The sequence below is a fragment of the Paeniglutamicibacter cryotolerans genome, from assembly GCF_014190875.1.
Taxonomy (GTDB): domain Bacteria; phylum Actinomycetota; class Actinomycetes; order Actinomycetales; family Micrococcaceae; genus Paeniglutamicibacter; species Paeniglutamicibacter cryotolerans.
This window is the reverse complement of the sequence record NZ_JACHVS010000001.1, coordinates 1,919,311-1,943,763: the sequence shown is the minus strand read 5'-3', so window position 1 is coordinate 1,943,763 and position 24,453 is coordinate 1,919,311. Positions and strand designations below refer to the sequence as shown.

At 64.7% G+C, this 24,453-nt stretch carries 20 protein-coding genes and 1 pseudogene; 10 read left to right on the top strand and 11 right to left on the bottom strand.

The features are described from left to right. Nucleotides 1-6: 6 nt before the first annotated feature. Entirely contained in the window at nucleotides 7-1,572 is a 1,566-nt protein-coding gene (locus tag E9229_RS09075; protein WP_183510886.1) for an amino acid permease, read from the bottom strand. Further along, nucleotides 1,565-3,829 carry an Orn/Lys/Arg family decarboxylase gene (locus E9229_RS09070; protein ID WP_183510885.1) on the bottom strand — a complete coding sequence of 755 codons (2,265 nt, stop codon included), beginning with the start codon at nucleotides 3,827-3,829 and terminating at the stop codon, nucleotides 1,565-1,567. The genes E9229_RS09075 and E9229_RS09070 overlap by 8 nt, the downstream gene beginning before the upstream one ends. 441 nt (nucleotides 3,830-4,270) lie before the next feature. Here E9229_RS09070 and E9229_RS19005 point away from each other — a divergent pair, with 441 nt between their 5' ends. Together E9229_RS19005 and E9229_RS09060 are read left to right on the top strand one after the other, a co-directional pair. Further along, nucleotides 4,271-4,765: a transposase gene (locus E9229_RS19005; RefSeq protein ID WP_221184359.1), complete on the top strand. Its 495-nt coding sequence runs from the start codon at nucleotides 4,271-4,273 to the stop codon at nucleotides 4,763-4,765. A gap of 23 nt (nucleotides 4,766-4,788) precedes the next feature. Further along, the gene (locus E9229_RS09060) at nucleotides 4,789-5,754 is read left to right on the top strand and encodes an IS3 family transposase (RefSeq protein WP_312855589.1); all 966 of its coding nucleotides are present in this window, start codon (nucleotides 4,789-4,791) and stop codon (nucleotides 5,752-5,754) included. Here E9229_RS09060 and E9229_RS20060 read toward each other — a convergent pair. Further along, a complete protein-coding gene (locus tag E9229_RS20060) occupies nucleotides 5,751-6,062 on the bottom strand; it encodes an ISAzo13-like element transposase-related protein (RefSeq protein ID WP_183510883.1) in 312 nt (103 codons plus the stop codon). The genes E9229_RS09060 and E9229_RS20060 overlap by 4 nt on opposite strands. 128 nt (nucleotides 6,063-6,190) lie before the next feature. On the opposite strand from E9229_RS20060, the pseudogene E9229_RS19665 reads away from it, so the two are divergent. Both E9229_RS19665 and E9229_RS09050 read left to right on the top strand, forming a co-directional pair. Next, a pseudogene (locus E9229_RS19665) lies at nucleotides 6,191-6,298 on the top strand (transposase); the annotation flags it as partial. 60 nt (nucleotides 6,299-6,358) lie between these two features. Beyond that, on the top strand, nucleotides 6,359-7,171 hold the full coding sequence (locus E9229_RS09050) for an IS1595 family transposase (RefSeq protein WP_281369571.1): 813 nt from the start codon (nucleotides 6,359-6,361) through the stop codon (nucleotides 7,169-7,171). Between the two features lie 526 nt (nucleotides 7,172-7,697). On the opposite strand, the gene E9229_RS09045 is transcribed toward E9229_RS09050, so the two are convergent. The 5 genes from E9229_RS09045 to E9229_RS09025 all read right to left on the bottom strand — a co-directional run bounded on the left by E9229_RS09045 (nucleotide 7,698) and on the right by E9229_RS09025 (nucleotide 14,628). Then, nucleotides 7,698-9,230 carry an APC family permease gene (locus E9229_RS09045; protein WP_183510882.1) on the bottom strand — a complete coding sequence of 511 codons (1,533 nt, stop codon included), beginning with the start codon at nucleotides 9,228-9,230 and terminating at the stop codon, nucleotides 7,698-7,700. 183 nt (nucleotides 9,231-9,413) lie between these two features. After that, a complete protein-coding gene (locus tag E9229_RS09040) occupies nucleotides 9,414-11,054 on the bottom strand; it encodes an amidohydrolase (protein WP_183510881.1) in 1,641 nt (546 codons plus the stop codon). A gap of 5 nt (nucleotides 11,055-11,059) precedes the next feature. Next, on the bottom strand, nucleotides 11,060-12,481 hold the full coding sequence (locus E9229_RS09035) for a purine-cytosine permease family protein (protein ID WP_183510880.1): 1,422 nt from the start codon (nucleotides 12,479-12,481) through the stop codon (nucleotides 11,060-11,062). Nucleotides 12,482-12,656: 175 nt separating this feature from the next. After that, complete coding sequence (locus E9229_RS09030) at nucleotides 12,657-14,144, bottom strand: aldehyde dehydrogenase family protein (RefSeq protein ID WP_183510879.1); 1,488 nt, start codon at nucleotides 14,142-14,144, stop codon at nucleotides 12,657-12,659. 31 nt (nucleotides 14,145-14,175) lie between these two features. Beyond that, a complete protein-coding gene (locus E9229_RS09025; RefSeq protein ID WP_183510878.1) occupies nucleotides 14,176-14,628 on the bottom strand; it encodes a hypothetical protein in 453 nt (150 codons plus the stop codon). 128 nt (nucleotides 14,629-14,756) lie between these two features. Here E9229_RS09025 and E9229_RS09020 point away from each other — a divergent pair, with 128 nt between their 5' ends. Then, complete coding sequence (locus E9229_RS09020) at nucleotides 14,757-16,706, top strand: primary-amine oxidase (protein WP_183510877.1); 1,950 nt, start codon at nucleotides 14,757-14,759, stop codon at nucleotides 16,704-16,706. 97 nt (nucleotides 16,707-16,803) lie between these two features. After that, nucleotides 16,804-17,409 carry a TetR/AcrR family transcriptional regulator gene (locus tag E9229_RS09015; protein WP_183510876.1) on the top strand — a complete coding sequence of 202 codons (606 nt, stop codon included), beginning with the start codon at nucleotides 16,804-16,806 and terminating at the stop codon, nucleotides 17,407-17,409. Nucleotides 17,410-17,439: 30 nt separating this feature from the next. Here E9229_RS09015 and E9229_RS09010 read toward each other — a convergent pair whose 3' ends face one another. Then, nucleotides 17,440-18,363: a LysR substrate-binding domain-containing protein gene (locus E9229_RS09010; protein WP_183510875.1), complete on the bottom strand. Its 924-nt coding sequence runs from the start codon at nucleotides 18,361-18,363 to the stop codon at nucleotides 17,440-17,442. A gap of 176 nt (nucleotides 18,364-18,539) precedes the next feature. Here E9229_RS09010 and E9229_RS09005 point away from each other — a divergent pair, with 176 nt between their 5' ends. From E9229_RS09005 to E9229_RS08990, 4 genes are read left to right on the top strand one after another with little or no spacing between them, the layout of a single operon-like run. Next, nucleotides 18,540-18,953 carry a RidA family protein gene (locus E9229_RS09005; RefSeq protein WP_183510874.1) on the top strand — a complete coding sequence of 138 codons (414 nt, stop codon included), beginning with the start codon at nucleotides 18,540-18,542 and terminating at the stop codon, nucleotides 18,951-18,953. A gap of 2 nt (nucleotides 18,954-18,955) precedes the next feature. Beyond that, nucleotides 18,956-19,627 (top strand): DUF1028 domain-containing protein, encoded by a 672-nt coding sequence (locus tag E9229_RS09000; protein WP_183510873.1) that lies wholly within the window; start codon nucleotides 18,956-18,958, stop codon nucleotides 19,625-19,627. Beyond that, nucleotides 19,617-20,807 carry a M20 family metallopeptidase gene (locus E9229_RS08995; protein ID WP_183510872.1) on the top strand — a complete coding sequence of 397 codons (1,191 nt, stop codon included), beginning with the start codon at nucleotides 19,617-19,619 and terminating at the stop codon, nucleotides 20,805-20,807. The genes E9229_RS09000 and E9229_RS08995 overlap by 11 nt, the downstream gene beginning before the upstream one ends. Before the next feature lie 11 nt (nucleotides 20,808-20,818). Then, entirely contained in the window at nucleotides 20,819-22,276 is a 1,458-nt protein-coding gene (locus tag E9229_RS08990; RefSeq protein ID WP_183510870.1) for an aspartate ammonia-lyase, read from the top strand. Between the two features lie 145 nt (nucleotides 22,277-22,421). Here the strand turns inward: E9229_RS08990 and E9229_RS08985 are convergent, their stop codons facing one another. Next, nucleotides 22,422-23,798 (bottom strand): carboxylesterase family protein, encoded by a 1,377-nt coding sequence (locus tag E9229_RS08985; RefSeq protein WP_183510869.1) that lies wholly within the window; start codon nucleotides 23,796-23,798, stop codon nucleotides 22,422-22,424. 54 nt (nucleotides 23,799-23,852) lie between these two features. Further along, a complete protein-coding gene (locus E9229_RS08980; RefSeq protein ID WP_183510868.1) occupies nucleotides 23,853-24,380 on the bottom strand; it encodes a cupin domain-containing protein in 528 nt (175 codons plus the stop codon). Between the last annotated feature and the right edge of the window lie 73 nt (nucleotides 24,381-24,453).

Below are 24,453 nucleotides of genomic sequence, written 5' to 3'. Positions count from 1 at the left end.
AAGTAGTCACGGACGCTGAAAATGCCTTTCGTCACCAGGCTCATCAGGAAGTTGCTCGGAGGTTAGATAGGCCTCAGCGTTACTGGCACGCCAGGATGGTTTTTTGAATTTCCAGAAGATGAATGGCGCCCCGACGGTCAGAAGCAGCGAAGCTGCCAACATCAGGATGAAGTAGAGCCAAGTCGGGGCGTTGGTGTTGCTGGGGGGAAAGAGCCCAATCACGAAGGCGAAACCAAGCGCCACGAGGGCGACGCCGGAGACGATCCAGATCACGGGTTTGCCACCGGGGATGCGGTAGGGGCGGGCCGTGTCAGGCTGGCTGTACCGCAGCTTGATGGCGGCGGCAAACATCAGCAGGTACATCACTATGAGCCCCTGAGTGGTGAGCGCGGTCAGAATCCAGTAGGCCGTGTTCACCGAGGGGATAAGAACGAACAGCAGGGCAATTGCGGACGAGATCACCGCTTGGATCAGGAGTACCGCAACAGGGGACCCCCGGTGGTTGTGTTCGCGCCAGCTTGGAGGAAGGTTCCCTTGAGCCGCGGCGACTCCCATCGCTTTGGCGGGCCCGACCAGATAGGTGCTCAGCTGGGCGATCGCGCCGACGACAATCATCAGCGCGATGGGGATGGTGAGCCAGGGCACGCCCACGGACTGGACCATTGCCGCGATGGCCTGAATCACCCCGGCAGCGAGGGAAAGTTCCGTGGCCGGCACGGTGATGGCAACGGCCATCGTGCCAAGCACGGTCAGGCCGAAGATGATGACCCCGGAAAGCAGGATCGCCCTCGGATAGTCACGGGCTGGATTCTTTGTCTCCAGGGCATGGAAGCCTGCCATTTCCATGCCGGCGAACAGCAGCACGATGGTTGCGACGAACGGGAGGGACCCCGCGGTGAAGTTGGGGAGCATGTCGGCTGCACTGAAGCTGATGGCCGAAGGCTGTCCTGAGAAGACGAACACAAACACGAGGACAATCAGCAATCCAGTGGGGATGATCACACCGACAACAGCGCCGATGCTGCTGATCAGGCTGCTGAATCGGTCCCCGAAGAAGTTGGCCAAGGTCACCAGCCAGAAGACGCCGAGCATGATGACCAACATCAGCCATCGGTTGTCGGCTACCGACGGGAACAGTGCGAACGCCAGAGTCGAGGAAATGAACGCAAGCACAGTGGGGAACCAGACAAGGTTCTCCGCCCAATCCGACCAGATGGCGATGAATCCTGGCTTCTCGCCGAAGGCCTCACGGACCCAAGCGTATACGCCACCGCCTTTCGGCCAACCCGTCGCCAGTTCGGCACCGACCAGGGATAGCGGGAGGAAGAAGAGGAGCAATCCAAGGATATACCAGCCAATGCTGTGCCAACCGAGTTCGGCCATCGACGGGAAGTTCCGTACGGTGAGGACGGCGTTGACCTCGATCATGGCCAGGGCGAAGACACCGAGCGTTACTACCCGCTTTGCCGTCCGTCCCTTTTTCTGGGCAGCGGCTTGTGCGCCGCTGCCGGAACTGCCCTGCTGACGTCGCGCGCCGCGCGGGTGCTGTGGGTTTCCGCTGGTTTCAGACATGATCGGTCCTGATGACATGAGTGACGTATGCACCGTCGACATGGTCGATACCGTGGATCTCGTGCTCGAACCCGGGGAACTGACGGTCGAATCCTTGTAGTGCCTTGAGATAGCTGACCAATGGCCCAGAACTGCTGCCGGACTCCTCGCCGGGCATCATCAGTGGAATGCCCGGCGGATAGGGCACGATCCCCACTGCCAAGGTGTGGGAGGCGAGATCATCGATCTTGATGCGATCGGTTTCACCGTGGACCAGCCGGGCGTATGCGTCCGCCGGGGACAACACCGGAGTTGGCAGGGTTGCGAAGGCTTCGTGCAGTGCTGCCAACTGTCGATTCTCCGACATGGCGGTGTGCATCTGCCCGGCGAGGTCGCGCAGCCCCATACGCGCATAGCGTCGGGAATTGCTGCTATAAAGCGCCGGCAGGACTTCTTCCAAGCGCTTGTTCGCGTCTACGTCGTGCTTGAACTGCAGTAGTGTGCTCAGCAAGGTTCCCCATTTACCGCGCGTGACGCCGATCGAGAACAGGAATAGCACCGAGTAATCCTGGGTCTTCTCCACCACGATCGAGGCCTGCTCGTCGAGATAGGCGCTAAGGATCGCTGCGGGCACGCCGAACTGTTCAGGCGTCCCGTCGTTGGCCAGGCCCGGTGTCGTTACGGTGACCTTGATCGGGTCGAGCATCGCATAGGCATCGGGCAACTGAAAGCCATGCCATGCGTCATTCTCGCGAAGCAGCCATGGCTCTGGCCGAGTGATCAATTGCTGCTCGTCGGCATCATGGAATAATCGCACAATGCCATCAGCTCCGAGAACCGTTTCGGGCTGCCAGGGACGCGGCATCCAGCCGCCAGGACCTTCCTCGGCGGCCACCCTCGCCAACGTCCTACGAAAGGCTACCGCCTCGGCTATCGATTCAGCGGTCAGGGCAAGGCCGCCACTGCCGGCCATCATTGCAGCTGCCACGTCGTTGGAGGCGATGATCGCGTATAAGGGGGAGGTCGAGGCATGCATCATGAATGCCTCGTTGAAGAGATCGTGATCGATCGGGCGACGCCCGTTGCGGATGTGCACATATGAGGCTTGGGACAGTGCCGCCAACAATTTGTGGGTGGACTGTGTGGCAAAAGTTGTTGGGGCATCCGCGGCCCGGTCTGCGGTGTGTAGTGCGAACCGCTCGGCGTAGATCGGATTGAATGCCGCATAGCCGTACCATGCCTCGTCAAAGTGCAGACGATCAATATGTGAGCCCAGCGTCGCTTCGACTGTCGGAACGTGGTAGAGCAACCCGTCATAAGTGGAATTGGTGACCATCGCGATGACCGGTCGGGCTTCAGAGTCCGAAATCAACGGAGAAGTGCGAACCTTTTCGGCAATGGCCTGCGCAGTCATCTCCGAGGGAGGGATCGGCCCAATGATGCCGAGGTGATTGCGCGTAGGGCGGAGGTAGATCGGTAACCCATGGGTGATGGTCGTTGCCTGCTCCATCGACTTGTGTGCATTCCGGTCAAGTGCCATCACCTCCCCCGCGGTGACCGACGCTTGGTGCACCACCCGGTTGGAGGTTGAAGTGCCGTTGGTGACGAAGAACGTCATGTCCGCGCCGAACACGTGGGCTGCCCGTCGTTCAGCACGACCGATCGGCCCGGAATGGTCGAGAAGCGAACCCACTTCGGCAACGGAAACGGAAAGATCGGAGCGGAACATCTGTTGCCCGAAGAATCCCCAAAAGGCGCGACCCACCGGCGACTTGAGAAACGCCGTCCCACCCTCGTGACCGGGGGTGTGCCAGGAATATTCATGCGTCGTGGAAAAGTCGACCAAAGCCTCGAACATCGGCGGCAACACTGCCCTGCGGTACTTCTGTGCGGCATCATGGATGCGGCCGGCGATCCATTCGGGAGTGTCATCGAGCAGGTAAATGAACTGGTTGATCCTGGCAAGGACGGAAGCGGAAAGATCCTCGGCTCCACGTACCCCCGAGGCGACAAACACCGGGATGTGATCATTACGATGCCGGATGGCAGGAACGATGGTCTCCGCATCGAGCGCGCCGACGACATCCACAACGACTGCATCGAAGGAAGCATCCGAACCAAGTGCCAGCGTCGCGTCGTCGGCATCGGTTGATCGCCGAACGACGACTTCCAACTGCGTGAGCTCACCCAGCAGAGTCTCCAACGCTTCCCGATAGGTGCCACTACCTGCACCCGGGTCGGTAATGATCAATACCTTGATGGCCACGTTATCGAGCATTGGATGTCTCCTCATTCAGGGCGCAGCAAGCCGCGATCATGGCGAGGCGCCGGAACTGGTTGTAGGCATCCGCGGATAGGTGGATGTCGATGAGTTGCGCCGGCGGTGGTTCGAAGCCGGCATCGCCGAAAAGGTTGCTCGGGCCGTCAACCGCAAGCCTGTTGGCCCTCGCGCATTGGTCGCCCGCGCATGTCCTAACTGCCATTGTGCTCCGAGGAAACACCATGGATTTCCGCAACACAAGTTGGGGGGCATAATATGAATGCCTAAGCATGGCTGCTCCCTGTTCGGCATGGTTGCTCCTTGTTCGGCGTGGCTGAATCCACTGCCAAGGTCTGGAGCAATAACACCAAGCTACGCCGCGTCGCCCTATCAGCCAGACTCGTTAGAGACCGCTTCTTGAACGAGAATAGAGGCTGAAGGCAGGAGGGAAACTTCACCATGACCACATCCACACCAGACGAGACCGGGCAACCCGCACCGGAAGAACCCACCGGCCAGGACCAAGAGTCACCGGAGCAGGGACCACGTTCGGACCGGCCAGCACGCAGGACCTTTACCGCCGAGTTCAAACGGGCAATCGTCAAGGAATACGACTCGGCACCGAACGGATCCAAGGGCGCGATACTTCGCCGCGAACGGCTTTACGACTCCCATATCCAAGAATGGCGGGCTGCATTTGAGGCGGGCAAGCTCGAGAAACCGACGGCACGCCGGGGCCGGCCGAAGAACTCAACCGAGCAGACTCAGATCGCTCAGCTGACCAAAGAGCTGGCTGCCGAACGGGCCTCACACGAGCGGACCCGCGACCAGCTGGCCTCATCTGATGCCGCTTTGGACACCTTGGGAAAAGGGGTCGCGTTCTTGGAAGCTCTCTGCTCGAAGAACGCGTCATCACCGGCACCGAATACACATCGTGGCAAGCAGAGACCGTAGTAGAACTCATCCCCCATCTGGGTGTGGTGAATGCCTGCAAGCTGGTGGGCCGCTCCCGGGCCACCCATCACCGTCAGTCCAGCCCCAAGCCGCGGATGCACGGTCCCTGGCCCAAGGCGCAGCACCCAGCGGAGCTCTCACCAGGCGAACGGGCAGAGGTTTTGGCCGTGCTCAACCGCGAGGACTACGCGAGCCTTTCACCAACCCAGGTCTATGTCCGCGAACTAGATGAGGGTCGATATTGGTGCTCTCAGCGCAGCATGTATCGCATCCTGGCGGATGCAAAGATGAGTGGTGAGCGCAGGCGGCAGGCGACCCACCCGCCTCGAAAAATACCCGAGCTAATGGCCACCGAACCCAATTCCGTCTGGTCGTGGGATATCACGAAAATGCGTGGTCCGGCCAAGGGAATCTGGTATCACGCCTACGTGGTGCTCGATATTTTCTCCCGCTATGTCGTTGGTTGGCGGGTCGAAATCATCGAGGATGGGCAGCTGGCCGCGGACCTCGTCCAGGAGATCGTCGCCGATACCGGCGGTCACCCGCCGGGCTACCTGCATGCCGACGGAGGGGCGGCGATGACGTCAAAGGCATTGGCATCGATGTTGGTGGATATGGATATCACCAGGTCCCACTCCAGGCCCCACACGAGCAATGACAACCCTTACAGCGAGGCCCAGTTCAAATCAATGAAATACACCTCTGACTACCCCGAACGCTTCGCCTCGGTGAACGAGGCACGGGCCTGGATAGAAGGGTTCACCGTCTACTACAACCATGAGCACCGGCACTCGGGGATCGGTTATCACACCCCGGCGAGCGTGCATTACGGCACCGCTGGCGCGGTGCGTGAGCGACGCCAGATCACCTTGGACCGGGCCTATCACGCGCACCCAGAGCGATTTGCTCGCCGGCCAGCCGCGCCGCCGTTACCGGTCAAGGCGGCCATTAACGACCCGGCGAAAAGAGCCGAGCCTTCGACGCATTAACGACCACCACTATGTCTCATTTGATTTGACAAGTTCCGTCGCGTGGAAGAGCCATAGATCTCCAAACGGTTTTCCCGGGCCAGGACAGCGAGTCCCGTCTTCCGGGAGCGGGCACGCCAACCGTTGGATCTGCTGCCGTCGGCCTGGATCGGCAATCGAATTACGTGCGCATGGTTGTTCCTGCCAGCGGTGTTGCCCAGGTAGCCGATGGTTTTCACCGCGAAGACCCCGGTGTCGTGGTCGCTGCCAACCGAAACCCACTCGTATCGTTGCCCACGGCGTAGACCCGCAGGGGATTGGCCGTGCACAGATTGTCATTTTCTAAATTGGCTATCCGTTTGGTGGACCCTGAACGTACGCTCGTTACATGCCTGAAGCTGGTGTGGACTACCCGGGGCACTACGGTGACTTTCTCGCGTAGTTCGGTACCGATGGAGCATGCATGGACTATCTGGATTGGTTGAGATGGTCAGGCCACGGTTTTGTTTGCCCGCATTGCCGGGGAACAAAACGGTGGAGTGTTGGTGGGCGTTGGCGCTGTGCCAGCTGTCGCAAATGGGTTTCCGTCCTTGGAGGGACGCTCTTCGCCGGAAGCAGGCTTCCGCTGACCGTCTGGTTTCATGCCATCTGGCGCATGGCAACGTCGAAATCCGGTGTTTCGGCTCTGGAACTGCAACGCACCTTGGGGATCAGCAGCTACCAGTCGGTCTGGACAATGTTGCATCGATTGCGCCAGGGAATGGGCTCCGGGACGAAGAACCTCCTGAGCGGCACCGTGGAAGTTGATGAGACGTTTTTCGGTGGACCCAGAAGCGGCATCCGAGGCCGCGGGACCACAGGCAAAACGATGGTCGCGGTTGCCGTGGAGCATGCTGGGGGTAAGGCACTGGGACGGGCCAGGACGCTGGTTATTCCGAACGCCCAGTCTTCTACGCTATCCGGTTTTCTGGCAGCCACTGTTGAATCGGGATCGACCGTCGTGACGGACGGCTTGAACGCATATCACGCTGCTACCACCCGGTATGTACATGACGTTCACGTCGTGCACGGTTCGGGCGCCCCTGCTCATGAGTTGCTTCCGGGAGTCCATTTGGTCATCTCCCTGACGAAGCGATGGATGCTGACCACCCATCAAGGCGGTGTCCAACCCGAGCACCTCGCCGCCTACCTTGACGAGTTCGTTTTCAGATTCAATAGGAGAACTTCGAAGGTCCCGGGTCTAATTTTCTACCGGCTTGTCCAGGCCATGCTCAACACTTCTCCAGCTCCGGTCCCGGCCTCCAGCGACGTCACGGAACACAGCCCGGCGTTCACGTTCCTTCCGTCCACCACGCCGACTGCATCTCACGTGGCTCCGCACTCCTTGGCTCTCCCGCCCCAGAAAATGCCGTGGCGAAAGGGTCCACCAAACGGATAGCCAATTAAAAGAATCCTATGCCCGCGGCACGGCTCAAGTGTGTTGATTGTTGGTGGCCTGCACGCTCCGCGCAGGCGTGTCCTGCCAGAGGGGTCCGGAGGACGGTGGCTGGACGTGCCTATGCGCGGGACCGGCCTCTTTCGGCCAAGCTCGTTAGAGAAAATGACAACCACCCCTTCCGCCTCCTGCTTCAGTTCACATAAATGCTGTGTTGGGGTACACCCCGAAGCAACACATCTGACTGAACGGTCCCTGAAATCATGCCGCCCTTTTGTGAGAGACCAGTATTGCCGGGTGCTTCCAACCGCCGATAACAGCACATATGAAATTACGATCCAGAGCTTCCCCAGATTTGCTGCGGTTGAGATCGGCTGAGGTCCTCATGCCCCACTGATTGTGGGGCATGAGGACCTCCGGCACTCTTTGATCGTGGTTCGTCATGCCCCTACCGACTCCGTGCATGCCGGGGCCCCCGAGCGGCACCGTCAGCCGGACTTCAGTTTCCCGAGACCAGCCTCACCCGGAGTTAAACAGTCACGGATTCTGCAGCAGACTCCGATGCTGGCGCATCGTCACCCTGACCGTCTTGCTTTTCCTCACGGACCTTCTTGCCGAAGATGTAGCCCACGATGCCCAGGACCAGGATGCTCCCGAGGGTTCCGAGGGCAAACGAGGCGAAGGCGGATTGCGACAGGCCCCAGGTTCCTTCGAAGTCGTAGTCGATGCCGAAGACCCGCTCGAGCGTGCCCGGGAAGACGGCGACCCAGGAGCCGACGGCGATCCAGGCAAAGCAGATGCCACCGAGGATCTTGAATCCGGTGTCGGAGACCGGCACCTTGAACGGGCGCGGAACCGCGGGGTACTTGGTGCGCAGCCGGACCACCGCGGGAATGGCGATCAGGTAGCTGAGCAGGAAGGTCGAGATCGAGATGGTCAGCACCACGCCGAACAGCGCGCTACTTGAACCGGTCATCTGCATGGCGGCCAGCATGAAGAGGGTGGCCACGACGCCGGAGAGGGTGTTGATGCGGATCGGGGTACCCAGCTTCGGGTGGAAGCGGCCGAAGAACCCGCCATAGAAGGAACCGTCGGCCGCGGCCATGGCCTGCATGCGGTCGCTGATGATCATCCATGCCGCGCCCTGGGAGACCAGCACGAAGCAGAACACCACGGCGGAGATGGACAGCATGAGGCCGGCCGCGGAGCCGAAGACGGTAAAAACGGTGGAGACGGCGCCGAAGAGTCCGCCGATGCCGGTGATCTCATCCAGCGGGACCACCAACAAGATGGCCAGGATCGGCAGCAGGTAGCTGGCCGCGGCAAGGACGGAGGTGCGGGCAATGGAGATCGGGACGTCCTTGGCCGGGTTCTTCATTTCGCCGGCGGCGCTGTTTCCGGATTCGAAGCCCAGGAAGGAGAAGAGCAGCAACGGGGTGACGCCCAGGAAGCCGGCCATGGTGGGTGAGAAGAACGCGAGGTTCAGTCCGTTGAAGCCATGCTGGAAGCCATAGACGGCGGTGACGACCAGGAAGAAGGCGAGGAACAGGACCTTGAGGATCGCGCCGAGGGACGGCAGCCATTTGCCGTGTTTGAGGCTGATGACCGCCGAGGTGACGGTGATCCAGATGAACCCGAGCTTGAAGAGGTAGTCCCCCACCCCGCCGGCTTCCACGGGCTGGACGTATTCGGACCAGGTCTCCACGGCGACGAAGGCCATGGCCCCGCCGACCCAGACCGGCTGCGTCACCCAGGTGAACAGCGCCGCAATGGCGGCAACGACACGCCCGAAGGCCATCTTGGTCCAGACATACACGCCGCCTTCCTCGGTGAAGGTGCCGCCGGTCTCGGCGAAGACCAGTCCATAGGGAATCATGAACGTCACGGCCAGGATGAGCGTCCAGGTGAAGGTCTCCCCTCCGAAGCCGGAGACCTGGCCCAGGACCTCGATCGAGACGACAGCCGCAACGACCAGCAAAAGGATGTCCATGCGTCCCAGGGATTTCTGCAGATGCTTGGTCTGCTCCTGCGCGAGAAGCGTTGATGAGCCGGGTTGTTCCATGATCAGTCCTTCGTCATTGCCCCCAGAGGGGAGTTTCTGACGCTTGGACCGGTAAGTGTCTGCGAAGCGTCGTGTGCTCCAACACTAGGTTGTGATTGGCATCACTCAAAGAACTTATTTTCGATCATCCGCATCGCTTATGCAGATGCAGGATGGTCCTGAAAAGCCGTGGAACCCGATCCACTAAGGGTGTTGGTAAACCAGCGAACCATCCACGAAGACCTGCTCGGCACCGATGGTGCCCAGCTCCCGGGCCCACACCGCATGGGGGTCGGCGTCCAGCACCACCAGGTCGGCAATCATCCCGGCACGCAGCCAGCCGCGTTCGGCATCGAGCCGGTTTGCATAGGCTGCACCCGCCGTCGCCGCGTGCAGGGCGGCATCCAGGGCGATGGCCTCGTGGGCCAGCAGGGGTTCGTGCTGGGAGCGTGCATCGGCGGCATGCGGATCCGCCGGCGGCGCCGTGCGGTTCACCGCCGTATGCACGCCCCACAGGGGATCCGGGCTCGAGACGGGCCAGTCGCTGCCCATGGCCAAGGGAATCCCGGCCCGATGCATCGACTCGAAGGCAAAGTGCATGCCCTGGTGTCCGGCGTCCAGATAGGGCAGCTTGGTTTCCACCAGGACCGGGTCCTGCCGGGCCCACAACGGCTGGATATTGGCGATCGCCCCCACCCGGGCAAAGGCCGCCAGGTCCTTTTCATCGATGATGTCCAAGTGAGCCAGCTGATGGCGGGGGTCCCAGCCCGGACGCCGGGGCAGGTCCAGGGCCGCCAGGCTGTCCCGGACCGCCTGATCGCCCACGGCATGCAGGTGCAGGTCGAAGCCCGCGGCGTCCAGGGCCCGGCTGATCTCACACAGGGCCTCGGGTTCGATCAGCGTCATGCCCCGCTCGTGCGGGTGCCCGCGGTACGGACGGGTCATGGCGGCGGTCAGGTTCTCGCACACCCCGTCGAGCATCATCTTCACCGCGGTGGCGCGGAAGCGCCCTGTGGCCTTTGCCCGCCGGGCACGGAACAGCTCCAGCTGTTCCGTGCCCTGGTCCCGGTGCCACCACAGGGCACCGGTCACCGTGGCGGTGAGCAGTCCTTGTTCCTCCAGGGCCAGGTAATGCTCGAACACGTCCGGGGCGCCCAAAGCGTCGCCGACCGCGGCATCCTGCCAAGCGGTGACGCCCTTGGAATGCAGGTAGGCCTGTGCCGCCAACAACGCGCGGCGGATCTCGGCTTGCCCCGGCGCCGGGATCAGCGCCGAGACGAGTTCGGCGGCATGCTCGATCAGCATGCCGGTGGCCTGCCCGTCGGCATCCCGGGCAATGATCCCGCCATCCGGATCCGGGGTGGCGTCACTGATCGAAGCCAGTTCCAGCGCCCGGGTATTGACCCAGGCGCCATGGGCATCATGGCTCATGAAGTAGGCCGGACGGTCCGGGATCAATTCGTCCAGCAGCCGGCGGTGGGGAAAACCGCCTTCGAAGACATCGCCGTACCAGCCGCCACCTTCGATCCATTCCTTCTCGGGGTTTGCCGCGGCATACTCGGCAATGATCCGCCGGTAGTCCTCCAGGCAGTGGACCTCGGACAGGTCGCAGGAAACCATCTGCATCCCACCCATCAGCGGGTGGACGTGGGCATCCTGGAACCCGGGCAGCAACGCCTTGCCGGAGAGGTCGATGACCTCGGTCCGCGCCGTGCGCAGTTCCAGCGCCTCGGGGCCCAGGGCCGCGATCTTTCCTCCCCGCACGGCCAGCGCATTGCTGCGGGGATGGGAGGGATCCATGGTGTGGACGGCTCCGTTGACGAACAACAACTCTGCGTGTTCCATGGTTCCTACTTCCTGACCGGTTCGGAATAAACCGTTGCCGGTTCCAGGCGGATCATCGCCGGAGCGAGCCGGGCAATGATGATGTAGGCCAAGGCGCTGACGCTCAAGCCGACGAACCAGGCGATGTCGATGCCGTTCATGGCCCCGGCCAGCGGGCCGGTATAGAAGGTGGTGGCCATGAAGGGAATCTGAGCCGCAACGCCGATCACGAAGACGAGCAGGGAACCGGCATTCCAGCGGCCGTAGCGGCCGCCGTCCGCGGCGTAGAACTCGGTGACGGCGTAGGACCCGTGGCGGATGATGTAGTAGTCCACCAGGTTTACCGCCGACCAGGGGATCAGGATGTAGAGCAGCACGCTGAGGAAACTGAAGTAGGAGGACGCGAAGCTGGTGGCGGCCGTCAGGGCCAGGGAAATGCCGATCACATGCAGGACGAGCGAGGTGATGAGCCGGGCCTTGGCCGCCGGGCGCCAGCCACTGCGGAAGGTTTCCACCAGCGTCAAGGCACACAGCGCGCTGCAGTAGGCGTTGACCGAGTTGCCCGAGGCGGCGACCAGGGCGAAGCCGACCAGCACCAGCGCGCCCAGGACCGGGCCCAGGATCCCGTGGAGTCCGGCCATCGCATCGACCCCGGTGACGGCCAGGCCCACGCCGGCGCCCAGCACCATCAGCGTGGCACTGGAGGTCACGCAGCCCAGGTAGGTGCCCCAGAAGGCACCCTTGGTGCCGGACTTGGCCGGCAGGTAGCGGGAGTAGTCCGAAACGTAGGGTGCGTAGGTCAGTTGCCAGACGATGCCGATGGCCAGCATGGCGAAGAAGGCCGGCCAGGTGAACTCACCGGCGGAGATGTTGGCCCAGAAGTCGCCGTTGGCGAAGAGCGCGAAGAAGGAGACGAGCACCAGCGCCCCGACGACGTACGCCCCGATCTGGGTGACCTTGCGGACCAGGTTGTAGCCGAAGGCCGCGATCACGAAGCTCAGGCAGGCGCACCCGATGATCATCGCGGTGCCGCTGGCTCCCGGAAGGAGCGTGGTGATCGAATCGGCCGACACGATCAGGTTGGAGGCGAAGTACCCGACGAACATCAGGATCGCCACGGCCACGATCAGGCTTGCCCCCTTGGAGCCGAACTGTCCGCGGGCCTGGAGCATCTGCGGCACTCCGAGCGCCGGGCCCTGGGCCGCATGCAGCGCCATGCCGATTCCGCCCAGGGCGTGGCCGATCATGATCGCGATGATCGAGGGGATCAACGGGAGTCCGAGCAGGCTGGTGGCCGTGGCGCCGGTGACCACGGTCAGCGGGGTCATATTCATCCCGAACCAGATGGTGAACAGTTCGGTGGCCTTGCCGTGCCGCGCATCCTCGGGGATGGGTGCGATGGATTCCTGCTCGATGTCAAAGAGTCGGGATCTTTGCTGGGTGCTCATGGCGTTCCTGACTGGGAGGGGCGGCCCGCATCGGTTCCGATGCCGGGCTGTGGCGTGGATTAAACGTTAAGGCCATGACGTGCATCACGTAAAGCAGAATCAAATGATGCTCTGCATCGGAAAAACAGATGTGCTCCGTCCACCTCAGGCGGACGGAGCACACCCGCGCAGCCGATCAGCCGAACTGGATCCAGGTGGTCTTCGCCGCGGTGTAGTTATCGAACGCCTGCAGGGACAGGTCACGGCCGAAGCCCGACTGCTTGAAGCCGCCAAAGGGCGTGGAGTTGCCCAGCGCATCGACGGTGTTCACCGAGACGGTGCCGGCGACCAGCTCCCCGGCCACCCGGTGCGCCCTGGACAGATCCGAGGTCCACAGCGAGGCGGCCAGCCCGTAGTCGGTGTCGTTGGCCATGGCCACTGCCTCCTCCTCGGTATCGAAGGGCTGCAGGACCGCGACGGGGCCGAAGATCTCCTCACGGTGCACCTCGTGCCCGGCATCCAAGCCACCGAGCAGCGTCGGCTCCAGGTAGGCGTCCGATCCGCGGATATCCAACCTGCCCCCACCGAAGAGCACCGTCCCCTCGCTGCGGCCGCGGTGGATCCAGCCCTCCACGTCATCGGTGTGGCCACGGGAGATCAGCGCCCCGTTTCCACCGAGCCCGGCCAGCGGATCGGCCGGAAGGTAGGCCTGAGCCGCTTCCTCCAGCAGGGATTTGAACTCGTCGTGGACCGAGCGCTGGACCAGGATGCGCGAGTTGGACGAGCAGACCTGACCCTGGTTGTAGAAGGCACCGAAGGCGGCCTTTTCGGCGGCCAGCGCGAGGTCCGCCGCATCGGCGAAGACCAGGTTCGAGCTTTTGCCCCCGGCCTCCAGGCTCAGGCGTTTGAGGTTGCTGCGCCCGGAAGCCTCGAGCAGGGTCCGGGACACGGCGGTGGAGCCGGTGAAGGTCAGCGCATCGACGTCCATGTGCAGGGCGAGCGCAGCGCCGATTTCGCGTCCGGAACCGGTGACGATGTTCAGCACGCCCTCGGGCATGCCGGCTTCTGCGGCCAGCTCGGCTGCGCGCAGGATGCTCAGCGAGGTCTGCTCGGCGGGCTTGAGCACCACCGTGTTTCCCGAGGCCAGCGCGGGGGCCAGCTTCCAGATCGCGATTTCCAGCGGGAAGTTCCACGGCACGATGGCCGCCACCACGCCCAGGGCCTCGCGGGTCACCAGGGCCGTGGCACCCGGCGGAACCACAGGCATCTCCCCCTGCTGCTTGTCGACGGCCTCGGCGTACCAGCGCAGCGTGGAAATGGCACCGGGCACATCCACCGTGGTGGTTTGCAGGATCGGCTTGCCGCTGTCCAGGGATTCGAGCAGCGCCAGTTCCTCGGCATGGACCTCCAGCAGTGCGGCCCACGCCAACAGCACGTGCTTGCGCGATTCGGGGCCCGAGCGCGACCAGGCGCCGAAGGCCCGGCGTGCGGCGGCGACAGCCACCTCCACATCCTCGGCCCCGCAGGCGCTGAGAGCGATGAGTTCGCGGCCATCGATCGGGCTGGTGACGATGCGGGTCTTCTTCGATGCGGCGCCCGTACGGCGGCCGTCCACGAAGGCCCGTCCATCGATCGAGAGCGCATCGGCGCGGGCATCCCAGGTGGTCAGGGTTTGGCTGGTCATTTCGACTCCAGTGGTTTTCGGCGGTTGGTGGTCAGTGGTTGGTGGTCAGTGATGGCGAGGTCCGGCGGAGGGCATTCCGGTTGATCCGGATCACCGCCGAGGCCAGGAAGAGCGCGGTGAGTTCCAGGGCGATGAGCAGCAGCATCGTTGCCCCCGGGGCGGTCATCGCCCCGGGCTGCTGTGCCGAGCCGTGTTGGTGTCCGCCCGCACCGGGAAGGCTGATCCAGGCGAGGTGGATCACCGCCATGGCAGCGGACATGAACATCAGGTGGAAGGCTGAGCGCTCCACCCCGTGCCCGGCATGACGCAGGGAGGGAAGGCAGGTCAGGCAGAACACGCCCATGACGCCCATGACCACGGCCATGGCCCCGGTCCCCTCGAAGGCGGCAGCCAGGTGTGCTCCGGCAAGCCCCAGGGTGATGCAGCACAGGCCCAACGTCAGGATCCGGGGGCGCCGCGGGTGGGTGCTGAGGGTCTTTCGCATGTCACGTTCCGGCCCTTCCATCGACCCCGATCTCCGCCACGGCCTTTACGGAACGCCGGTGATCTGGGTAACATCACATTGTTGATTGAACAGTTGTATCATCAAAACGCCAGCTTGAGGAAGACCCCATGACTCTGCAGACAGACCACCTCGCCACGCAAACCACCCACCCGCTGGAACAACTCACCAGCGTCGAATACCAGCAGGTGCGTTCGATCCTCGATGCGGCGGGCCTGGTGGAGGACACCACCCGCTTCGCCTACGTCGGCCTGCTGGAACCGGCCAAGGAACTGCTCTACCCGCAGCCCGGCACCGATGTGGACCGGCGCGTGCGCGTCATGCTCTGGGACGCCGCGCTGTCACGCTCGCTGGACCTCACCGTGTCGCTGCGCAGCGGATCGGTGCTGAGCAGCCGCGAGCTGGACCCGGCCACCGAGGGCCAGCTGCCGGTGCTGCTGGAGGAGTTCGAGATCATCGAACAGATCCTCGCCGTGGATCCGGGGTGGCTCGCCGCCCTCGAGTCCCGGGGCCTGAGCCCCGCCCAGGTCCGGGTGGCACCGCTGTCCGCCGGGGTCTTCGAGTACGAAAACGAGACCGGCAAACGCCTGCTGCGCGGGCTGGGCTTCCGCCAGGACCACCCGGCTGACCATGCCTGGGCCCACCCGATCGATGGGCTGGTGGCCTTCGTCGATGTGGAAAAGCGCCGGGTCAACCACCTGATCGACGACGGACCGGTCCCGGTCCCGGAGGTCAACGGCAACTACAACGACCCGGCCATCCACGGTGAACTACGCACCGATATGAAGCCGATCGACGTCATCCAGCCCGAGGGCGCCTCCTTCACCCTCGAGGGAAACCACCTCTCCTGGCTCGGCTGGGACCTGCGCGTGGGCTTCGATGCCCGTGAGGGCCTAGTCCTGCACCAGCTGCACCACACCCACCAGAACCGGCGCCGCCCGGTGGTCCACCGCGCCGCCATCTCCGAAATGGTCGTGCCCTACGGCGACCCCGCCCCGTACCGCAGCTGGCAGAACTACTTCGACTCCGGGGAATACCTGGTCGGACGCGATGCCAACTCGCTGAAGCTCGGCTGCGACTGCCTGGGCGAAATCACCTACCTCTCCCCCGTGGTGGCCGATGACTTCGGCAACCCGCGCACCATCCCCAACGGCATCTGCATCCACGAGGAAGACGCCGGCATCGCCTGGAAGCACACCGATGAATGGGCCAACTCCAACGAGGTCCGCCGCAACCGCCGCCTGGTGATCTCCTTCTTCACCACCGTGGGCAACTACGACTACGGCTTCTACTGGTACCTGTACCTCGATGGCACCATCGAGTTCGAGGCCAAGGCCACAGGCATCGTGTTCACTGCCGCGCTGCCGCACAAGGGCTATGAATACGCTTCGGAAATCGCGCCCGGACTCGGCGCCCCCTACCACCAGCACCTGTTCAGCGCCCGGCTGGACATGATGATCGACGGCACCACCAACCGGGTCGAGGAACTGGATTTGGTCCGCCTGCCCAAGGGGCCGGGAAACCCGCACGGCAACGCGTTCACCCAGAGCCGCAACGTGCTGGCCACCGAATCCCAGGCGATCCGCGACGCGGACGGGACGGTGGGCCGGGCCTGGCACATCAGCAACCCCGGCTCGCTGAACAAGATGGATGTGCCGGTGGGCTACACGCTCTACCCGGAAAACGCGCCGACCCTGGCCATGGCCGACGATTCCTCCATCGCCGCCCGTGCAGCCTTCGCCCGGCACCACCTGTGGGTGACCCGCTTCGCCGAGGACGAGCTCTATGCGGCCGGGGACTTCGTCAACCAGCACCCCGGCGGCGCCGGCCTGCCGGCATTCGTCGCCCAGGACCGTGGAATCGACGGCGAGGACATCGTGGTGTGGCATTCCTTCGGGCTCACGCACTTCCCGCGACCCGAGGACTGGCCGATCATGCCGGTGGACACCACCGGGTTCAAGCTCAAGCCGCACGGCTTCTTCGATGAGAACCCGACGTTGAACCTGCCCGCCTCCACCGCCGGGCACTGCGCCCCGACCGGATGCCACGAGGCAAGCTAAAACCACCCACGGCACCGTGGAGCACACGGTGGTACAGTGACGGCGGGCAGGGTCCAACGCGATCCTGCCCGCCGTGCATCCCCCGAAGAAGGATTCCATGCCCCGCCTGGTCGACCATTCCGAACGCCGCCGCGCCATCATCGAAACCACCTGGCAGCTCATTGCCGAACGCGGCATCGAAAACGCCAGCATGCGCGATATCGCCCGCGCCTGCGGCTACGCGGCCCCCGGGGTCCTGGCGCACTACTTCCCGAATAAGAACGAACTGCTGCTGGCCTCCTACGAGCTGATCTGCGAACGGACCAACGAGCGCATCGATGCGGCGACGGTGGGCCGGCGCGGCCTCGACGCGCTGCTCGCACTGTGCCTGGAAATCATCCCGGCCGAGGACCTGACCACCGTGGAGGCCAAGGTCGCGGTGTCCTTCTGGCAGCGGGCCCAAACCGATGCGGCGCTGCGCCACGTGGGCCGCGAGGCACTGTCCTGCTGGCATGCCTCGATCATGACCTGCCTGGCCCAGGCGCAGGCCGAGGGTGATGGCCCGGGAACGGCGGATCCGGACCTGTTCGCCGATGAGCTGCTCAACACCATGATGGGCCTGCACATCACCGCGATGCTCGACCCCGGGGCCATGAGCGGATCCCGCCAGCGCCGGCTGATCGAATCCATGCTCGAGCGGATCGCCGTTTCCTGCACCGCCTGATCCTGCGGACCGGCCAGGCCCCCGGATCGGCTAGGCCCCGGACGGCTCCGCGGCCGGGAGCCCGGCGACCTGCCGGCGTACCGCCTGGGCCACGGCCCGCGTGCGTGCGGTGGGCCGTTGGGTCCGCAGCCGGGCAATGACCGTCTGCAATTGAGGGACCTTGCCCTTGATGGCCACCGAGGCGACCCGGCCCCCGTCATAGGTGAAATCGTGGTGCGGGCGCTGATGCAGGATGGAATACCCGTGCCCGTTGGCCACGAAGGTGCGCACCGTCTCATAGCTTCGGGATTGGAAACGCACGTTCGGTTCCAGTCCCGCGTCCGCGAGGATCGAGAGCATCAGTTCGCGGGTATGCGGAAGATCCAACAAGACATAGGGTTCATCGCGCATCTCCGCCAACGCGACCTCCGCGCGACTGGCAAAACGATGATCCGGCGGCAGGGCCAGGTAGGGGCGGGCGCCATGGACGGCAGTGGCGGCGACCTCGGCCGGAAGCCCCAGGTCGTAGCACAGGGCCAGATCCACTTGTCCGCCCAGCAGCGCCGCGGAGCACCCGGCGGCATCGGCCTCCACCACTTCCAGTTCCAGGCCCGGATGATCGGCACGCAGCCGGCTGAGCAGGCCCGGCAGCAGGAAGGGTGCCAGCGTGCTGAAACACGCCAGCCGCACGCTTCCGGTGATCGTGGTCTGTTCCCCGCGGGCGTGGTCGATGGCCTCCTCGACATGGGCCAGGACCGCCTTGGCATCACGCAGGAAGAGCTCGCCGGCCGGGGTCAGGACCAGGCCCTTGGAGCGTTGCCGGATGAAGAACTGCGAGCCGATCTGGCGTTCGAGCTGGGCGACGGCGCTGGAGACCGCGGACTGGGCGACATTGAGCCGTTCGGCCGCGCCGGTCATCGACAAGCGTGCCGCAGCCTCGCTGAAATACCGCAGTTGGGTTAACGTGACATCCATTCCCCGAGCATAAACCATTGCATCTGAATATTAGATGCCTTATCCCGGAAAAAACTGTTAGACAGATTCCAGTGCCCGTTGGATGCTGTAAGGCAGACACCGACGCGGGTCGGGGCACCACCGGCCCCGGGCCCGATGGTCGGCCCCCCTTGACTGCCAGCGTAAAGGAAGAGCACATGAAGCACACCCGCATCCGGACCTTCAACACCAAGGAAACCTACCCGGAGCAGAACCTGGACAACGACCTCTGCCAGGCCGTCGTCGCCGGCGGCGTGGTCTACCTGCGCGGACAGATCGGCCAGGACCTGGACACCCGCGAATCGGTGGGCATCGGGGATGTGGAAGCGCAGGCCGAAAAGGCCATGGCCAATATCAAGATGCTGCTCGAGGAGGCCGGAGGCACCCTGGAGGACATCGTGAAGGTGACCGTCTACCTGATCGACCCGCGCTACCGCGAGGCCGTCTACCGGACCATGGGCCGCTGGCTCAAGGGCGTCTTCCCGGTCTCCACCGGAATCGTCGTCACCGCCCTGGCCCGCCCCGAATGGCTCGTGGAAATCGACGCCACGGCCGTACTCTCACAGGACTAGTAATGACCTTCAGCATCGCCGGCACCGACGGCCACGGCCGCTTCGGCATGGCCGTCTCCTCCTCCTCCCCCGCCGTCGCGGCCAGGTGCATCCACCTGCGCGACGGCGTGGGGGCAGTCAGTTCGCAGAACATCACCGATCCGCGGCTGGGCCGGGCCCTGCTGGACCGCCTCGAAGCCGGGGACAACGCGGCACAGGCCCTGGAAGCGGTGGTGGCCACCGCGCCGGACATCGATTTCCGCCAGCTCGTGGTGCTCGATTCCACCGGGGCCTCGGCCGTCTACCACGGTTCCAGGACGCTGGGCATCTTCGGTGCCGGCTCCGGTGCGGCCAGCGTGAGCGCCGGGAACATGCTGGCGAACCCGGACGTGTTGCAGGGCGCCTGCGATGCCTTCGAAGCGGCAGAGGGTGAACTCGAGGTGCGCCTGCTGGCGGGCCTGCGCGGGGCCATCGCCGCGGGAGGCGAAGCAGGACCGGTGTATTCGGCCGGCTTGTCGGTGGTCTCCGGACACGGCTGGCGCGATACCGACCTGCGCGTGGACTGGCACGAGGACCCGGTCACCGAACTCGGCAGGATCCTGGAGCTCTGGATGCCCCAACGCGACGCCTATGTGACCCGCGGGCTCGAACCGCAGCTCTCCGAGGGATACGGGGTACCCGGCGATGACCGATAGGACCGAAGCGCTGCAGGTGCCATCGGCGCCGTCCGCCGGCACCGCCCACGAGCGGGTCTTGGGCGCCGTCAGCGCCGAACACCCGGCACTGGTGGCCCTGTCCGAAGCCATCCACGCCCACCCCGAACTCGGCTGGCAGGAACACCGGGCCGCGGCCTGGACCGCGGACTTCCTCCAAGCCCGCGGCTTCACCGTGGAACGCAACTACCTGGACTTCCCCACCGCCCTCCGCGCCGTGTTCGGCACCGGGTCCCGCCGGATCGGGCTCATGGCCGAATACGATGCGCTGCCGGGCCTGGGCCACGCCTGCGGGCACAACATCATCACCGCGGCCTCCGTCGGTGCGGCCTGCACGCTGGCCGGCTTCGCCGAGGAACACGACCTGCGCATCGAACTCTACGGAACCCCCGCCGAGGAAGGCGGGGGCGGCAAGATCGAAATGCTCAAGCGCGGTGCCTTCGCCGGGCTGGACCTGGCCATGATGGTCCACCCCAGCCCGGTGGACTCCGCCGTGGCCAACCCCTTCGCGGTGGCGCACCAGCACGTGGAATACAAGGGCAAGTCGGCCCATGCGGCCGCCTACCCGGACCAGGGGGTCAACGCCAACGACGCCTTCCTCATCGCCCAGATGGCCATCGGGCTGCTGCGCCAGCAGCTGCCGAAGGAAACCCGCGTCCACGGCGTGCAGACCCGCGGCGGGGAGGCTCCGAACGCGATCCCCGAAACCACCACGGGACGCTGGTACGTGCGTGCCGAAACCCTCGCCGAACTGGAACCGCTGAACGAGCGGGTCAACAAGTGCTTCGAGGCCGGCGCACTGGCCACCGGCTGCGCCCTGGAGATCACCCCCGAATCCGAGCCGTACTCCGAATTCCGCACCGATGAGCGGGCGCTGGCCATCTACACCCGGCACGCGATCTCGCTGGGGCGCAGCTTCGACGCACCCCCGGAGCAGGCCACCATGAACCGGGCCTCCACCGACATGGGCAACGTCTCCCAACTGGTCCCGGCGATCCACCCCTACATCGGCCTGGGCTGCTTCCCCGCAGCCAACCACCAACCCGAATTCGCCGCGCACTGCGTCGGGGACGCGGCCAACCTGGCCATCCACGACGGGGCAGCCGCACTGGCCCTGACCGCGCTGGAATACCTCGGCGCACCGGACACCACCAAGGAATGAGCGAGCAGGACATGGATCAGCAGACATCGAGCATCCCGGCAACCAATGGAACCCCGGTCGCGGGCACCCGGACCGAAACCGACTCCCTGGGTTCGGCCCAGGTTCCCGCGGACGCCTATTGGGGCATCAGCACCCTGCGGGCCGTGGAGAACTTCCCGATCAGCGGCCGCCCGGTGGGCAGCATGCGCTCCCTGATCTGGGCCTTCGGATCGGTCAAGTGTGCTGCCGCCCGGGCCAACACCGCGCTGGGGCTGCTTGATCCGGTCCGGTCCCGAGCCATCGAGCAGGCCTCCCTGGAGGTGCGCGACGGCATGTTCGACGCACAGTTCCCGGTGGACCGGATCCAGGGCGGGGCCGGCACCAGCACCAACATGAACGTCAACGAGGTCATCGCCAACCGGGCCCTGGAGATCCTGGGCTTCGCCAAGGGCCAGTACGCCGAACTGGATCCGATCGACCACGTCAACCGGGGCCAAAGCACCAACGACACCTACCCCACGGCGGTGAAGATCTCGCTGCAGGCGGCGCTGCTGGACTACTGCGCCGAGCACCGGCTGCTCATCGACTCGTTTGCCGCCAAGGGCAGCCAGTTCGCCAACATCGTGAAGGTCGGACGGACCCAGCTGCAGGATGCCGTGCCGATGACCCTGGGCCAGGAGTTCGGCGCCTTTGCCGAAACCCTGCGTGAGGACCTGGCCCGGATGGCCGAGCTCGGCCCGCACCTGAAGGAAATCAACCTCGGTGCCACCGCCATCGGCACCGGCATTACCGCCCACCCGGAGTATCGTGCGCTGGTCACCCGGGAGCTGAACCAGCTGACCAACCTGGACCTGGTCTCCGCCCACGACCTGGTCGAGGCGACCTCCGACACCGGGGTCTTCATGCTGCTCTCCGGGGTGCTCAAGCGCAGTGCCGTGAAGCTCTCGAAGATCTGCAACGATTTGCGGTTGCTCTCCTCGGGCCCGCAGTCCGGTTTCAATGAAATCTTCCTGCCAGCCGTCCAGGCCGGGTCCTCGATCATGCCCGGCAAGGTCAACCCGGTGATCCCGGAGGTCGTGAACCAGGTGGCGTTCCGCGTCGTGGGTGCCGATGCGACGGTGACCATGGCGGTGGAGGCCGGCCAGCTGCAATTGAACGCCTTCGAACCGGTCATGGCCGACTGCCTGCTCGAATCCATGGAGTGGCTCACCGCCGCCTGCAGGACGCTGCGCACCAAGTGCGTCGACGGGATCGAAGCCAATGAGCCGTTGCTGGCCCGCAGGATGGAAGAATCGGTCAGCATCGTCACCGGCATGGCGCCGTTCATCGGCTACTCCAATGCCGCCAAGCTGGCCAAGGAATCCCTGGCCACCGGCCGCGGCATCCGGGAGCTGGTCATCGCCTACGGCCTGCTCGAGGCGGACCGGCTCGATGCCCTGCTCTCCCCCTCGGCATTGGCCGGCATTCCAGACCCGGTGCCCGCACCGTAACGGCCTGCCCGGTCCCGGTCCCCTGCCACGGCAGCGTGGGCCGGGGCCAGGGATGCCGGGCATGGTTGCCCCCACGGGCCTGAACGGACCCGGTGGGCACCAAAGCCCCCGGCGGGGGCTTCGATGACGGCGTGGTTTGTACCGATTACCCGGCCGTCGCCACCGGCAGCGCCTGCGCACCGAGGACATGCCGCTCGGATGCGTGCATGCCCGCCGGTGACATGACGAAATCCGCGAGCTCGGAGACCAGCGCGTGGGAAACGGCCTCAAACTCGTCCCGCCCGATGCCCTGGAGCATGGGCGCGTTTGCCCACCGGTCCATCAGCCCGAATTGGAAGGGCAGGTCAAAGCAGTGGCCGCTCATGAACCCGTCGAGTTTGCTGCGTTTGCCAAAGGTGCGGAGATAGGTGGGGACACCGCTCGCTGCGAAGGCATCGGCCAGGAGCCGCGCCGGCGTCTCGAAGTGCTCCTTCGAGGTGATGGCCACCAGTTGCGCATAGGGCGAGTCATCGGTCCTGGCCGGGGCGGCCGCGTCCCCGTCCGGGGCCGCTGCGCGCAGTGCCTCCACGTCCCCGGCATCCACGCCGAGCTCCCGGGCCGAATTGAAGAAGAAGGCGGAGGTTTCCGTGCCGGTCAGCCTGATGTAGACCTCCTTCACATGCGACGCCTGCGCACTTGCCTGCGGGCTGCAGAAGACGTTGTTGACGGGATCATCCAGCGTGGGAAGGTACGGCGTCGGAACGGCACCCAGATCCAGGGTGCGCCGGCCAAGCACCCGCAGACCCGCCTCCAGCAGCTCCCCGGCGCCAACGTGCCCGAGGCTCCGGCCCCCCAGTTCCCGCCGGACGCCGTCACGGACGCGTGCCGCATGGGCGCGGTCCCAGGCACGGTTTCGCGCGGGACTCAGGTGCGCGACCTTGGAAAACAGCCCCCGCATCTCGGGCGAGATGCTCAGCAGATGGGCGTACCAGCTGCCGGCGGATTGACCGGCGACGGTGACCGACTCCGGGTCGCCGCCGAATCCCGAGATATGCTCCCGCACCCAACGCAAGGCCGCAACGATGTCCGAGTAGGGCGGGTTCCTAGCCTCCTCCGTGGTGTCAGCCAGGTGCGCCAGGGCACCGAGCCGGTAGTTGAACGTGACCACGACCATTCCGCTGCCGCTCAGCGCGCTGCCGTCGTACCAGGAGGCGGATCCCCCGCCGGTCATCCAGGCGCCACCGTGGATGAAGACCAGCACCGGCAGCCGCGAACCGCCGGCCGGGGTCCACACGTTCAGGAAGAACGCCGACTCGTCTTGCGGGTTGCTTTCGATGCCGTTGCCCATGGCCGCAAAAAGCCTGCTCGGCAGCTGGGGAAACACCGGGACCTCGCCGAGCGAAGCGACATCCAACTGTCGGCGTTCGCCCAGGGCAACCGCGTGCGAGAAGCGGCCCGAGGCTCCGGGGCCGGCATACTGGATACCGAGGTACCGCTCGATCCCGCCCTCCTCATATCCGCTGAACCCGGCCCGTCTGAGCATTGAAGCCACCTTCTTCCTCCTGATCTTCCATTGAGTCTTGTGCGGCACCCCGGCTCAGCCGCGGGGTTCGGGAAGCGTGCCCGGAGGGCCCAACAGCTTGATCCCGCAGGCGGAGGCAGCCGTTTCCAAGCGCTCTTCGGTTTCGCTGTCCATGCTCCAGTCCCGCGGCGGTCCGGGGTACTGGGCCGGGGTGCCGACGGCTCGGTAGAACGTGTCGAAACCACCCGGTGTCATGATCACCAGCCATTTCGCTTCGCTGTTCGGCGAGACCTGGAAGGTGTGCGGCTCGTCCTTGGGCAGCAGGATGCAATCACCGGCGGAGAGCGTGACCACGGTGTCGGCCGTCCAGAACTTGATCTCGCCCTGAAGGATGAAGAAGATCTCGTCCTCGTTGTCGTGTTCGTGCAGGGGCGGCTGTGAGCTCGCACGGGCATGCTGGTATGCCATGACCATGCGCCCCTCGGTATCGGACCCGTCGATGAGCATCTGCACGTTGTCGCCCAGGAACCAGAGCGATTCACGCTCGGATTCCCGCACCACCTTCATGCGGTTGAGTTTGGTGCCGGTGGCTTCTGCTGGCATTGCATTTCCTCGTTTTCGTCGTGGTGTGTGCTGTCTGCGCAGTGTCGCCACCCCGCAGGGACCTCCTCGTTGC